Origin of the sequence: Ideonella sp., from assembly GCF_041914305.1 — a bacterium.
Classification (GTDB): domain Bacteria; phylum Pseudomonadota; class Gammaproteobacteria; order Burkholderiales; family Burkholderiaceae_C; genus Ideonella.
In genome coordinates, this window is sequence record NZ_JAYSDQ010000003.1 from 358,768 (window position 1) to 372,466 (window position 13,699).

Annotated in this window: 12 protein-coding genes; 7 read left to right on the plus strand and 5 right to left on the minus strand. The window is 69.8% G+C overall.

All coding sequences use genetic code 11. From position 1 onward, the window contains the following. Positions 1-67: 67 nt before the first annotated feature. The 4 genes from ACE3SG_RS06315 to ACE3SG_RS06330 all read right to left on the minus strand — a co-directional run bounded on the left by ACE3SG_RS06315 (position 68) and on the right by ACE3SG_RS06330 (position 4,783). Positions 68-1,222, minus strand: a complete 1,155-nt coding sequence (locus ACE3SG_RS06315; RefSeq protein WP_374563265.1) for an ABC transporter substrate-binding protein — start codon at positions 1,220-1,222, stop codon at positions 68-70. Between the two features lie 95 nt (positions 1,223-1,317). Continuing rightward, a complete protein-coding gene (locus ACE3SG_RS06320) occupies positions 1,318-2,082 on the minus strand; it encodes an SDR family NAD(P)-dependent oxidoreductase (protein WP_374563267.1) in 765 nt (254 codons plus the stop codon). Next, positions 2,079-3,965 carry a feruloyl-CoA synthase gene (locus ACE3SG_RS06325; RefSeq protein WP_374563269.1) on the minus strand — a complete coding sequence of 629 codons (1,887 nt, stop codon included), beginning with the start codon at positions 3,963-3,965 and terminating at the stop codon, positions 2,079-2,081. Before ACE3SG_RS06325 ends, ACE3SG_RS06320 begins: the two co-directional genes overlap by 4 nt. After that, positions 3,962-4,783, minus strand: coding sequence for a crotonase/enoyl-CoA hydratase family protein (locus ACE3SG_RS06330; protein WP_374563271.1), 822 nt, complete (start codon positions 4,781-4,783; stop codon positions 3,962-3,964). Before ACE3SG_RS06330 ends, ACE3SG_RS06325 begins: the two co-directional genes overlap by 4 nt. Before the next feature lie 167 nt (positions 4,784-4,950). Between ACE3SG_RS06330 and ACE3SG_RS06335 the strand changes: the two genes are divergently transcribed. From ACE3SG_RS06335 to ACE3SG_RS06350, 4 genes are all read left to right on the plus strand, one after another. Beyond that, entirely contained in the window at positions 4,951-5,814 is an 864-nt protein-coding gene (locus ACE3SG_RS06335; protein ID WP_374563273.1) for an amidohydrolase family protein, read from the plus strand. A 250-nt stretch (positions 5,815-6,064) separates the two neighbouring features. Beyond that, positions 6,065-7,975, plus strand: coding sequence for a TonB-dependent receptor plug domain-containing protein (locus ACE3SG_RS06340; protein ID WP_374563275.1), 1,911 nt, complete (start codon positions 6,065-6,067; stop codon positions 7,973-7,975). A 20-nt stretch (positions 7,976-7,995) separates the two neighbouring features. Beyond that, on the plus strand, positions 7,996-8,580 hold the full coding sequence (locus ACE3SG_RS06345) for a YfiR family protein (protein WP_374563276.1): 585 nt from the start codon (positions 7,996-7,998) through the stop codon (positions 8,578-8,580). Further along, positions 8,577-10,586: an ATP-binding protein gene (locus ACE3SG_RS06350; RefSeq protein WP_374563278.1), complete on the plus strand. Its 2,010-nt coding sequence runs from the start codon at positions 8,577-8,579 to the stop codon at positions 10,584-10,586. Before ACE3SG_RS06345 ends, ACE3SG_RS06350 begins: the two co-directional genes overlap by 4 nt. Before the next feature lie 24 nt (positions 10,587-10,610). Here ACE3SG_RS06350 and ACE3SG_RS06355 read toward each other — a convergent pair whose 3' ends face one another. Further along, positions 10,611-11,606, minus strand: coding sequence for a helix-turn-helix transcriptional regulator (locus ACE3SG_RS06355; RefSeq protein ID WP_374563280.1), 996 nt, complete (start codon positions 11,604-11,606; stop codon positions 10,611-10,613). Between the two features lie 168 nt (positions 11,607-11,774). On the opposite strand from ACE3SG_RS06355, the gene ACE3SG_RS06360 reads away from it, so the two are divergent. The 3 genes from ACE3SG_RS06360 (at position 11,775) to ACE3SG_RS06370 (ending at position 13,600) form a co-directional block, all read left to right on the plus strand. Beyond that, positions 11,775-12,974, plus strand: a complete 1,200-nt coding sequence (locus ACE3SG_RS06360; RefSeq protein ID WP_374563282.1) for a hypothetical protein — start codon at positions 11,775-11,777, stop codon at positions 12,972-12,974. A gap of 135 nt (positions 12,975-13,109) precedes the next feature. Further along, the gene (locus ACE3SG_RS06365) at positions 13,110-13,475 is read left to right on the plus strand and encodes a hypothetical protein (protein WP_374563283.1); all 366 of its coding nucleotides are present in this window, start codon (positions 13,110-13,112) and stop codon (positions 13,473-13,475) included. Further along, entirely contained in the window at positions 13,472-13,600 is a 129-nt protein-coding gene (locus ACE3SG_RS06370) for a hypothetical protein (protein WP_374563285.1), read from the plus strand. The genes ACE3SG_RS06365 and ACE3SG_RS06370 overlap by 4 nt, the downstream gene beginning before the upstream one ends. Positions 13,601-13,699 lie beyond the last annotated feature (99 nt).

The window sequence follows — 13,699 nt, forward strand, 5'->3', positions numbered from 1 at the left end:
TCCGGCTCCGCCGGTCCGCTGCGCGAGCCCCCCTCGGGGGGCAGCCCCCGGAAGGGGGCGTGGGGGCTCAAGGTTCTATCTTCCAGTCACCGTTGACGACCTTCAGGACCAGGCCGGTCTCAGTGGTGAAGCCCCAGTGGTTGGTCTTGGTGTAGTTCAGCACGCCATGCGCCACCACCGTGCGGCCCATGTTCTCGGTGGCCGTGCGGATCGCCGCGCGAAACTCCGGCGTGCCGGGCTTGCCGGCCTTCAACGCGACCGGGATCACCTTCTCCAGCACGACGACCGCGTCATAGCCGTGGCCCGCGAACTGGTTGCGGTTGCCCGCGCCGTAGGCCTTTTCGTACTTGTTGACGAAGTCCTGCGCCACCGCCTTGGACGGGTGGTCCGCCGCCAGCTGCTCGGGGATCACCGCCGGGCCTGAGACGACATAGGCGCCTTCGACATCCTTGCCGCCGATGCGCATCAGGTCGCGCGTGGCCGCGGCATGGGTCTGGTAGATCTTGCCCTTGTAGCCCCGCTCGACGATGGCCTTGTGCGGCATCGCCGCGCCGCTGCCCGAGGCCACGATCAGCATCGCGTCGGGGTTGGCCGAGACCAGCTTCAGCGCCTGCGCGGTGACGCTCGTGTCGGCGCGCGCGAAGCGCTCGGTGGCGACGATCTTCGGGCCGTTGAGCAGGGTTGACTGGTCCTGGAAGTCTTTCAGCCAGCTCTCGCCGTAGGCGTCGGTGTAGCCGAGGAAGCCGACCGTCTTCACGCCCTGCTTCTTCATGTGCTCGATCATCGCGTAGGCCATCACCGCATTGCCCTGCGGCAGGCGGAACATCCAGCCGTCGGTGCCGGCCGACACCACCGCGGGCGAGAACGAGAACTGCACCGTCTTGGCCTCGGCGATCACCGGCGCCATCGCGATCGCCACCGGCGTGGCCGCCGAGCCCATCACGATGTCGGCCTTGTCTTCGGTGACGAAGCGGCGCGCGTTGTTGACGCCCTTGGTCGGGTCGGTCGCATCGTCGAGCACGATCACGTTGAGCTTCTCGCCGGCGATCGTGGTGGGCCAGAGCTTGATGTAGTTGGCCACCGGGATGCCCAGCCCAGACGCGGGGCCGGTCAGCGGCAGGCTGATGCCGATCGTGATGTCGGCCCAAGCCGGCGTGCCGGCCAAGGTGGCCAGCGTTGCCGCCAGTGCCAGTCTGAAGAAGCCGTGTGTGCGTGCTTGCATGTTGTCTCCTGCGGTCGTCAGGGTGGTGAAACCATAACAGCGCCTTTGGGCGGCTCACGCTGGCGTGAACCCGCAGCCGGCGCTCTCGAATGTGTTCAGCGTGGCGCCATGCGCAAGGCCCCGTCGAGCCTGATCACTTCGCCGTTCAAGTGCCCGTTGGTCACGATGTGCGCGGCCAGCGCCGCAAACTCGCCCGGCTGGCCCAGCCGTTTCGGGAACGGGATGCTCGCGGCCAGCGAGGCCTGCACCTCGTCGGGCAGCTGTTGCATCAGCGGCGTCGCGAACAGGCCGGGCGCGATGGTGCAGACCCGCACGCCCCACTGCGCCAGGTCACGCGCCAGCGGCAGCGTCATGCCGACGATGCCGCCCTTGGAGGCCGAATACGCCTCTTGCCCGACCTGGCCGTCGAAGGCCGCCACCGACGCGGTGTTGACGATCACGCCACGCTCGCCGTCGGCCAGCGGGTCGAGCTTGGCGAGGCGCGCCGCCGCGAGGCGGATCACGTTGTAGGTGCCGACCAGGTTGATGCGCACGACGCGCTCGAAGTCTTCCAGCGGTGCGGGTGAGCCGTCTTTCTGCACCACGCGCTTGGCGGTGCCGATGCCGGCGATGTTCATCACGATGCGCGCCGGGCCGTGCGCGGCCTCGGCGGCGTCCAGCGCCGCGGTCACCGACACGGTATCGGTGATGTCGCAGCGGCAGGCCAGCCCGCCCACCTCGGCGGCGACACGCGCAGCGCCGTCGCCGTTGACGTCCAGCACCGCCACCTTCGCGCCCAGCCGCGCCAGCTCGCGCGCCACGGCCTCGCCCAGGCCCGAGCCTCCACCGGTGACCAGCGCCGCCTGACCTTCGATCTTCATGGCATGGGTTCCTTGTTGGGCAGGATCACCGGAACGCCGGTGCCCTCGTACAAAGCCTCGACCAGCGCCGCCCGGTTCGCCAGCACCGCGCGCTGGTTGATCGAGCCTTTGTCGGTCACCTCGCCGTGGTCGATCGACGGCGGCTCGCTCAGTAGGTGCAGCCAGGCCGGGCGGCTGGCGCTGCCGGTGCCCTCGCGCCACAGCCGGTCGGCCAGCGCCTGGAAGAACGCGCCCACCACCGGGTGCTGCAGCACCTCGCGCAGTGGCACGGCCTCGCCCAGGCCGGCGAGCTTGCGGCACTCGTCGGCGCGAGGGAACAGCAGCAGGCCCAGGTCGTCGCGGTTGATGCCGGTGGCCACCGCGTCCTGCACGCAAGGGTGGCCCTGGGCGATCACCTTGGCCCGCAGCGGGCCCACGCTGACGAAGGTGCCGCTCGAGAGCTTGAAGTCTTCGGCGATGCGGCCGTCGAACTGCAGGCCGCGGGTCGGCTGCGCGGGGTCGATGAACCTGACCGCATCGCCGGTGCGGTAGAAGCCTTCTTCGTCGAAGGCTTCGTCGGTCTGCACCGGTGCGCGCCAGTAGCCCGGCATCACGTTCGGGCCGCGAAAGCGGATCTCGGTCTTGCCGCTGGCGGCGTCGGGCACCAGCTTCACCTCGACCCCCGGCGCCGGCAGCCCGATGTGGCCGGCGCGCACATCGGTGCCCACGGCAAAGGTGCACGAGGGCGCGGTCTCGGTCATGCCCAGGCCGGTGATGATGCGCACGCGCTCACCCACCGCGGCTTCGGCATGCGCGTCGAGCTTGTCCCACACCGCCTGGCTCAGGCCCGCGCCGGCGAACATGAAGGCCTTGCAGCGCTTGAACAGCCGGTCGCGCAACACGAGGTCGTGGTCCATCGCGGCGGCGATCTCTTCGAAGCCCTTGGGCACGTTGAAGTACACCGTCGGCGAGATCTCGCGCAGGTTGCGCAAGGTTTCGGCGATGCCCTTGGGCGTGGGCTTGCCTTCGTCGATGTAGAGCGTGCCGCCGTTGTAGAGCACGATGCCGACGTTGTGGTTGCCGCCGAAGGTGTGGTTCCACGGCAGCCAGTCGACCAGCACCGGCCCGCCGTGCTCGTCCTGGTCCGCCAGGAAGGCCATGCACTGGCGCAGCATCTGCTGGTTGGCGCAGATCATGCGGTGCGTGTTGATCACGCCCTTGGGCTGGCGGGTCGAGCCCGAGGTGAACAGGAACTTGGCGATCGTGTCCGGCCCGACCTTTGCATGCGCGGCGCGCACGCCCTCGCCCGGCGGCGTGGCCAGCAGGGTGTCGAAGGCGAGCGTCGCGCGGCCATCGATCGTGCCCTCACCCAGCACCACGGCGGCATCGGCCGGCACCGCCGCGACGATCGCCCTCTCGTAGGCCGGCGACGCGGCAAACACCAAGCCCGGCGTGGTGGTGGCCAGGATCTGGCGCAGCTTGCCGAAGTCTTGCGAGATCAGCGAATAGGCCGGCGAGATCGGCACATAGGGCACGCCGGCCCACATGGCGCCCAGCGCCAGCGTCAGGTGCTCGAGGTCGTTGTCCGACAGGATCGCCACCGGCCGCTCGGCCGACAAGCCGCGGTCGACCAGGGCCTGACCCACCGCCTGCACCCGCTGCAGCATCTGCGCGTAGCTGATGTGGCGCCAGCTTCCACCGTGCTGGCGTTTGGCGACGAATGTGCGGTCGGGCGCTTCAATGGCCCATTGCTCGAGCCGGTCGGTCAGGCGATCGGGGTACGCCTGCAGCGCCTCGGTCGACCGCAGGACCTGCGTGCCATCGGCCCGCCGTTCGAGCGTGGCCTCGACGCAGCCGCCCACGCGGGCGGCGCGGTAGGTCGGGCGCTGGGCCGGCAGGCTCATGACCGCAAGACCTTGCCGGCCCGGCCTTCGAGGAACGCACGCAGGCGCTCTTTCGCGTCTGGCGTGCTCTCGGCCACCGCCGCCATCAGCGACTCGGTGAACAGGCCTTGCTCTTGCGACTGGTCGGCGATGCGCGGCAGCGCATGCATCACCGCAAAGTTGGACATCGGTGCGTTGCCGGCGATGCGGCGCGCGAGCTCCATCGCCTTCGCGAAGCCTTCACCGTCGGCCACCGCGTACTGCGCCAGGCCGGCCTGCACACCCTCGTCGCGGCCGTAGACGCGGCCGGTCAGCATCAGGTCGGTCATGCGGGCCACCCCCATCAGGCGCGGGATGCGCGCCGACCCACCGCCGCCGACGAACAGCCCACGCTGCCCCTCGGGCAGGCCGAAGTAGGCGGAGGCTTCGGCCACGCGCACATGGCAGGCCGAGGCCAGCTCCAGCCCGCCACCGACCACCGCGCCGTGCAGCACCACGATCACCGGCACGCGGCCGAACTGGATCTGGTCGAACGCCGCATGCCACATGCGCGAATGCAGCACGCCTTCGCCAACGTCGCGCTCCATCAGCTCGGCCAGATCGAGGCCGGCGCAGAAATGCTCACCCTCGCCGGTGACCACCACCGCGCGGGTCGCCTCCGGCAGGTTGACGAACGCGGTGTGCAGCTGAACGATCAGCGTATCGCTCAGCGCATTGCGCTTGGCGGGGCGGTTCAACCGCAGGTGGGTGACCGGGCCGGCATGCTCGATGCGCAGCAGGTCGAGCGTGGCCAGCAGGCCGCCAGCGGGTTCGAGATCAGGGGGCCGTGGGTCGCTCATGGCTGCTCCGCAATATTTATGTGATTTAACTAAATCGCCTCACCCGACGCCACTTGGTAATAACCCTCATCTTGCAGTGCAGCATGACCAGCGCCCGGGAAGGTCACTTGCGCCCAACCGATTTATTTATGAGAATTAAATATCTTCCCGATCGAACGCCACCCCGCATGAACACCGCCGAGCTGATCGCGATCGACACCCACACGCACCTCGAGGTGTCGTGCCGCAACCCCTTCGACAACTACGGCGAGGAGTACGACCGCGCGGCCGACAAGTACTTCCGCTCGAGCCGGCGGCCGACGATGCAGGAGACGATCGACTTCTACCGCGAGAAGAAGATCGGCTTCGTCAATTTCACCGTCGATGCCGAGACGCAGCTCGGCCGCCGCCGCATCCCGAACGAAGAGATCGCCGAGGCCGCGCTGGCCAACCCCGACGTGATGATCGCGTTCGGCAGCATCGACCCGCACAAGGGCAAGATGGGCGCGCGCGAAGCGCGCAAGCTGGTCGAGGAGTTCGGCGTCAAGGGCTTCAAGTTCCACCCCACGGTGCAGGGCTTCGAGCCGGCCGACGAGATGGCCTGGCCGATCTACGAGGTGATCAACGAACACCAACTGCCGGCCGTCTTTCACTCGGGCCATTCGGGCATCGGCAGCGGCATGCGCTGCGGCGGCGGCCTGCGGCTGCAGAACTCTCGCCCGATGCTGCTCGAAGACGTGGCGATGAAATTCCCCGACATGCAGATCGTGATCGCCCACCCGTCGTGGCCGTGGCAAGACGAAGCCCTGTCGCTGGCGATGCACAAGCCCAACATCTGGATCGATCTTTCGGGCTGGAGCCCCAAGTACTTTCCGCCCCAGCTGGTGCAGTACGCCAACACGCTGTTGAAAGACCGCATCCTGTTCGGCAGCGATTTCCCGCTGATCACGCCCGACCGCTGGCTGGCCGACTTCGAAGAGGCCGGCTTCAAGGACGCAGTGAAGCCGTTGATCCTGAAGGAAAACGCCAAGCGGCTGCTGCGCCTGGCCTGACCCGGGCGCCTGCCGCTAACGCGTGAAATACGTGGCATCTCGCGCGATGCTCACCGGGCAGGCACGCTGCTTGCCGCCAAACCTGGTTTGACCGGGCGGGGCGAGGGCCAACGGCCGAAAACACCACCCAGCGAAGGGGCCATCGCAAGCGTAGGATGTGCCGCACGTCAGCGAACGGACGGCCGGCTGCAAGGCGCTGTTGGGCCACCTGCGGCCAGAGCACGTCCTCAAAAAAGATCGGGGACTGGGCATGCAATCACCGCGCCGACGATGCGCCTGGGCAGCCTTGATGTGGTGCAGCGCGGTCACCGTGCTGGCGCAGCCTGAGCCACGCCTGAGCGAACTCAGCCTCGAGGCGCTGGGCGACCTGCAGATCACCTCGGTCTCCAAGCGCGCCGAGCGCCTGGCCGATGCGCCGACCTCGGTCTACGTGATCACCGCCAACGACATCCGCCGCTCCGGCGCCACCAGCCTGCCCGAGCTTCTGCGGCTCGCACCCAACCTGCAGGTGGCGCGGTCGAGCGCCAGCGAGTACGTGGTCAGCGCGCGCGGCTTCGCCGGCAACTCGGCCAACAAGATGCTGGTGCTGATCGACGGGCGTTCGATCTACACGCCGCTGTACTCGGGCGTGTTCTGGGACGTGCAGGACCTGATGCTGGAAGACATCGACCGCATCGAGGTCATCAGCGGCCCCGGCAGCACGCTGTGGGGCACCAACGCGGTCAATGGCGTGATCAACATCATCACGCTCGACGCGGCCTCGGCCGCGGGCACGCTCGCTACGGCCAGCGTGGGCACCGACGCCAGCCGCGTCAGCCTGCGCCGCGGCGCCAGCACCGGTGGCGTGGCCTGGCGGCTGTATGCCACGCACACCGACCGCCAGCACACCGAGACCGCCGACGGCACGCGCATCGACGATGCCGGGTGGCACAGCCAGATCGGCTTGCGCGCCGAAACGCAACGCGGCGCCGACCACTTCATGCTGCGGGCCAGTGCCTACCAGGGTCGGCGCGAGCAGCCTGCCTCGGGCGGGCAGCCGATCGACCTGGGCCCGGTCACCGTGGCCGGTGCCCATGTGCTGGGCCGGTGGGAGCGCGAGCTCGGCGGCGGCGGCGCGCTGCAGCTGCAGGCCTACGCCGACCACACCGAGCGCACGGCGGTGCCGATCTTCGGCGACATCCTGGACATGCTGGACCTGCAGGTTCAGCATTCGCCGGCATCGTGGGGCCGCCACAGCCTGGTTTGGGGCGCGCAGTACCGCACCGCCTGGGACCGGGTCGACAACAGCAGCTACCTGGCCTTCTTGCCGGCCGACCGGCGGCAGAGCTGGGCCAGCCTGTTCGCGCAGGACGACATCGCTCTGGACGACGACTGGCGCCTGATCGTCGGCGCCCGCGCCGAGCACAACGATGACACCGGCACCGAGTTCCTGCCCACCGCCCGCCTGGCCTGGAAGTGGGCCCCGCAGCAGCTGCTGTGGGCCGCCGCCTCGCGCACGGTGCGGGCCCCGTCGCGGCTGGACCGCGACTTCTACGTTCCCGGCCAGGCGCCCTACCTGCTGCGCGGCGGCGCGCACTTCGAGTCCGAGGTGGCGACCGTTGCCGAGCTGGGCTACCGCGGCCAGCCGACCGCCGCCACCTCGCTGTCGGCGAGCCTCTTCCACGCCGACTACGACCGCCTGCGCACGCTGCAGTTCGACCCCGCCAGCCAGGCCTTCTTGCTGGCCAACGGCATGAAGGGGCGCACCCACGGCGTCGAGCTGTGGGGCAGCCTGCAGGCACTGCCAGGTTGGCGCCTGCATGCCGGCTACAGCCGGCTGTGGCAAGACCTGCACCTGAAGCCGGGCAGCAACGACACCCAGACCGTGGCCGCGACCGAAGGCGCCAGCCCCTCGCATGGGTGGGTGCTGCGCTCGACCCACGACCTGGGCCGCCAGGTCGAGCTCGACCTGATGCTGCGTCACGTCGCGGCGCTGGCCCTGCCGGCGGTGCCGGCCTACACCGCGCTGGACATGCGGCTGGCCTGGCGACCGAACCCGGCGCTCGAGCTGGCGCTCGCCGGGCAGAACCTGACCGGCGACGGCCACGGCGAATTCGGCGATGTCGCCGTGCGGGCGCAGCTGCAGCGTGCCGTGTCCGCCCAACTGAGCTGGCGTTTCTAGTTTCTAGAACGAGGCCCACCATGAACCGCCCCGTGTCTGCCCCCGCTGCCGCCAGGCAGGCGCTGCGCTGGGTCTTTCTGGCGATGCTGGTGCTGGCCGCAGTCGCCGCGCCACCGGCCTGGGCCAACGACATCCAGGCGGCCGAGTACCGCATCAAGGCGGCCTTTTTGTGCAAGTTCGGCAACTATGTCGAATGGCCCTCGCCCGCCGCGGCGGACACACCTTTCAACATCGGCGTGCTGGCCACCTCGGCCGTGGTCGACGAGCTGACGGCGGTCGCGCGGGGGCAGATGGTGAACGGCCGGCCGATCGTCGTGCGCAAACTCGAGCGCGGCGACCCGATGGACGGCGTGGACATGCTGTTCATCGCCCGCACCCACACCGCCCGCCTGGCCGAGACGCTGGCCGCGCTGAAGGACCGGCCGGTGCTCACGGTGACCGAGACCGAGCCCGGCGTCGCGATCGGCAGCATGGTCAACTTCGTCATCGTCGACGACAAGGTGAAGTTCGACATCTCGCTGGCAACGGTCGATCGCAGCAAGCTGCGCATCAGCGCCCGCCTGCTCGGTGTGGCCCGCACGGTGGCCGGGGGGCCGCCGTCATGAAGCTCGCGTTCGGGGGCTCGCTGCGGCGCAAGCTGCTCGCCGCGATCTTGCTGACCTCGCTGGTGGCAGTGGTGGTGGCGCTCGGGGCGATGATCGCCTACGACCTGCGGGCCTACCACCGCAGCTGGCTCGACAACATCGACGCGCAGGCCGCCTTGATCGGCCGCACCACCGCACCGGCGCTGTCGTTCGACGACCCGCGGGTCGCACAGGACAACCTGGCCGTGCTGCGCTTCCAGCCCAAGGTGCGGGCCGCGGCCGTCTACACCACGCGGGGCGTGCTGTTCGCGCGTTACCTGGCCGACGGCGTGAAGGCCGAGTTTCCGGCCCTGCCGGGCGCCGACGGGGTGACGGTGGCGGGCAGCAGCGTGATCGCCTTCCGGCGCATCGTCGAGCATGGGCAGATCCTGGGCACGGTCTACCTGCAGGCCGACTACGAGCTGATCGACCGGCTGCTCAGCTATGCCGGCATCGCGCTGGCGGTCGCGATGTTCGCGATGCTGGTGGCCACGCTGGTGTCGGCCTGGATGCGCCAGATCGTGATGCGGCCGATTCTTGCGGTGGGCACCGCCGCGCGCGAGGTCGTCGAGCGGCAGGACTACTCGCGCCGCGTCGAGCAGCGCAGCGACGACGAGCTGGGCGCGCTGGTCGCCGCGTTCAACAACATGATGAACGAGATTGAGCGCCGCACCATCGCGCTCGAAGCATCCAACCTCGACAAGGCGCGCGAGGTCGAAGAGCGGCGCGGCGCGCAACAAGAGGTGATGCGGCTGAACGAAGAGCTCGAGCGCCGCGTGCACGAGCGCACCGCCGCGCTGGAGCGCAGCAACGCCGACCTGGCACTGGCCAACGACGCCGCGCAATCGGCCAACCGCGCGAAGTCGGAGTTCTTGTCGAACATGAGCCACGAGCTGCGCACGCCGCTGAACGCGATCATCGGCTTCGGCCAGATGCTGGCGATGGCCGACCCGAACTCGCTGCCGCCCGAGCGCTACAAGGCCTTCCTCGACCACATCGTCAAGGCCGGCCACCACCTGCTGAGCCTGATCAACGACATCCTGAACCTGGCCCAGATCGAGGCCGGCAAGCTGACCCTGTCGGTCGAGCCGATCCGCGTGGCCGATGTGCTGGCCGAATGCCAGTCGATGACCGAGCCGCAGGCCGAGCGGCGCGGCATCCGGCTGCTGTTCCCGGCCGGCCCCGAGGCGATGGTGAAGGCCGACCGCACTCGGCTGAAGCAGGTGCTGCTGAACCTGCTGTCCAACGCCATCAAGTACAACCGCGACTCGGGCTCGGTGGTGGTCGACTGCCTGCGCCTGGGCCCCGACCGGATGCGCCTGTCGGTGCAGGACACCGGCATCGGCATGCGGCCCGAACAGGTGGGCGCGCTGTTCCAGCCCTTCAACCGGCTCGGGCAAGAGGGCGGCGCCCAGGAAGGCACCGGCATCGGCCTGGTCGTCACCAAACGCCTGGTCGAGCTGATGGGCGGCGAACTGGGCGTCTCGAGCCGGCCGGGTGCGGGCAGCCAGTTCTGGGTCGACCTGCCGGCCGAGCCGGCGCCCGACCTGGTGACCGAGCCGATGCCCTTGCTGCCGGCCGCCGACGAGCCGGCCGCGGCCACGGTGCTGTGCGTCGAAGACAACCCGGCCAGCCTCGACCTGATCCAGGCAGCGCTGGCGGTGCGGCCGGGCGTGCGGCTGCTGACCGCCTCGAACGGCAAGCGTGGCGTCGAGCTGGCGCGCGCGCACCAGCCCGATGTGATCCTGATGGACAACAACATGCCGGTGCTCACCGGCGGCGAGGCACACGTGATGCTGAAGAACGACCCGCGCACGGCCCACATCCCGGTCATCGCGATCAGCGCTAACGCGATGCCCGACGCCGTCGGCAAGGGGCTGGCGGCCGGTTACTTCCGCTACCTGACCAAACCGGTCGACCTGACGGCGCTGGCCGAGGCGCTGGACAGCGCGCTCGCGCTGTCCGCCAGCCGCCAGCCGCCGCGCTGAACGCTGCAGCGGCGGGTGCCGTCGTCAGCCGGCGTACAGGGCCGCCGCGGCGCGGTGCCGCTCGTTGACCAGCCGCACCAGCGGGGCCGGCGCCAGCACCTTCACCTGCGGGCCGTGGCGCAGGATGTCCATCGCCAGCTCGGTCGCGTCGGCGTAGGGCAGCTCCATGCGCAGCGAGCCGTCGGGCTGCAGCTTCAGCCGTTGCTCGGGGTGCCACTCTTCCTGCGCCACCCACTGCGCGGCATCGGCATCGAAGGCCAGCGTGGCCCACTGCTCGGCCTTGCCGCTGAAGATGCCGTAGCCGCCGTCCAGCTCGGCCTCGACCGTCTTCATCGCCACGTCCTTGGCGCGCGGGTGGTCGAGCGCCTTGGCCGAGCGCACGGCGTCGAGCGCGAAGCGGCGCAGGCCGTCGCTGGCATGGCACCAGGCGTCGAGATACCAGGTGTTGCGGTAGTGGATCAGCCGCTGCGGCGACACCTCGCGCCGGCTCTCGGTCTGGCGCTTGCGGGTGAAGTACAGCAGGTCGATGCGCTGGCGCTTCAGCAGCGCACTGCCCACCACCTCGAACCAGCGCGGCGGCACCGGCCGGCGCGCCGGCGCGGCGATCTTGACCCGGCGCATCATCTCGCGCGATTCGCTCTCGCTGGCCCCGAGCATGCCGTGCAGCTTGTCCAGCAGCGGCTGCAGGTGGCGGCCCAGCACGCCGCCGCCGTCCAGCCCCTTGATCAGCTGGTGCATCGTCAGCAGCGCGTGGATCTCGGCCTCGCTGAACCAGACACCCGGCAGCTCATGCGACGACGCCTTGGTGGACACCGCGCCCGGCATCGCCCCCTCAAAGCGGTAGACGTTGTCGAAACGGTCGTAGACGATCGGCGCGTCCATGCGGTCGCGCAGGTACTGCAGGTCGCGCTTCAAGGTGGCGCGCGAGACCTCGAGCTCGCCAAGCAGCTCTTCGAAGCTGACGCCGCCGCGTGACTTGATCAACAGCTCGATGCGATAGAAGCGTTCAGTGCGGTTCATGGGGTAGACGGTAGCACAGGCTCATGGCGTGAGCCTGCATGGTTGATTTCATTTTCTTTTCGGGGTTCATTTGACCCTTTGGCAGGCTCATTCCATGAGCCACAGCGGCCAGAAACTGCCTTCATACGCTGTCCATCACACCCACCCTTGTTCTTCACGGAGCATCCCATGGCCGCCCAGACCACCCTCGCCTTCGACGACCTGCCGCAAACCCGCCCGACCCTGGCGCTGGCGCGCACCGGCCGCACCGCCCGGGCCCTGCAGCCGCTGCAAGAGGCCGCCCGCCACGCCGAGGCCGACGACCTGTTCGGCCCCGGCGAGGCGCGCGATCCGGCGTTCGAGCTGGGCTGGGATTTCGCTCACCACGGCCTGGTGCCGCCGGCCGAGCACCTGCTGCCCGGCCACCCGCTGCGCCACGGCTGGGAGGCTGGCCGCGCCGCCTTCGGTGCCCGCACGCTGCGCGCCGGCCGGGGCGTGCGCCAGTGGCTGCAGCTGCGCCTGCTCGCCTGGCACCACGGCCAGTCGTTCGAGGCGGTGCAGGTCACGCCCCACTTCCTGGCCCAGATCGACAGCCCGCGCTGCCCGGTCACCCGCGCCGAGCTGGGCGAAGCCGAAGGCCATGAGGCGGTGGTCGAGCGTGTCAACCACCGGGCTGGTTACGCCGCCGGTAACCTGGCCACGCTGAGCCGCCGCGCCCAGCAGGCCAAGGGCGGCAAGCGCTGGGACGAAGCCCGCCTGATGGCCGTGCTGGCCGAGGCGCGCCGGGCCGAAGGCAGCGGCACCGCCGAAGGCCTGAGCAGCGCCGAGTGGGCCCGCCTGGCCACGCTGATGTCGTTCGTCACGCCGTTGCCGCACGAGCTGGCCGCGTCGCTGCCGCTGCGGGTGCTGCCGCCCAACCGACTGCGCCTGCTGAACCCGATCCAGTGCCTGCAGGTGCTGATCACGCTGCAACTGACGCACAGCGGCTTTGCCGTGCGCATCGCCCAGCTGACCCAGCTGCTGCGCGGCACCGACCTGCGGCGCGACTTCCACCTGTTCTTCCACACGCTGTTGCCGCGCGCCTGGCAAGGCGGCCGGCCGGGCAGCGACGAAGAGATGCGCGAGCGCCTCGAAGATGCCTGGCAAGACCCCGCCGTGCTGCGCCGCTGGCAGCGCTTTGCCGCCCACCTGAGCGCCGAACAGGCCGACGACCTGGTGCAGCGCCTGGTGGCCAAGGGCCTGGCCAGCGGCGTGCCGGGCGCCCAGCGCACCCGCACCGCCCAGTGGCACCCGAGCCAGAGCGCCACCGAGGGCTGGGCACTCGACCACGCCGGCCACGCCGCCCGGCCTGCCACCGGCCCTCGTCCGGTGGCCACGCTGTCGGCCTGAGCGAGCCCGCCGCCTGCGGGTGCGCCGCGGGCCCACCCGTGCGCGTAAGCTGTCGGGCATCGGCGCCGACTGACGCACGATCGCCACCCGCGTCGGGTGGCTCGTTGCGCCGCCGTCGCGCGAAGAAAGGCCTCCATGTCCAAGCCCGCTTTCACGCTGAAAGCCTTCGGTATCTACCTGCTGGTGTTGGGCGTCGGCCTGACCACGGCGCCGAACCTGCTGCTGTCGCTGTTCGGCATGCCGTTGACCACCGAGGTCTGGCTGCGGGTGGTCGGCGTTCTGGTGTTCAACATCGGCATCTACTACCTCTACGCCGCCCAGTGCGAGGCGCGGGCCTTCTTCCAGGCTTCGGTCTACACCCGCTGCCTGGTGCTGGCGGCCTTCATCACCTTGGCGGCGCTGGGCCTGGCGCCACCGATGCTGGTGCTGTTCGGTGCGGCCGACTTCCTCGGCGCGATCTGGACGCAGCTGGCCCTGCGCGGCGAAGCCCGGGCCGCGTGAGCCTGCTCGATTCGGCCCGCCGCTACGCCGCGCTGGCCCTTCGCTGGCACAGGGGCCGCCGGGGCGCCGGTCACGACAAGATGCGGCTGCTCACCGCGCACTGGCCGCTGCAGTTCGACACCTGATCGGCTACCGCGAAGGTTCGGAGATCGCTTGCGGGCTTTCGCTAGCCTGCCGGCTGCGGCGTGGCTGCTATGGTCGCGGCTGCCATTCTTACTAACGAT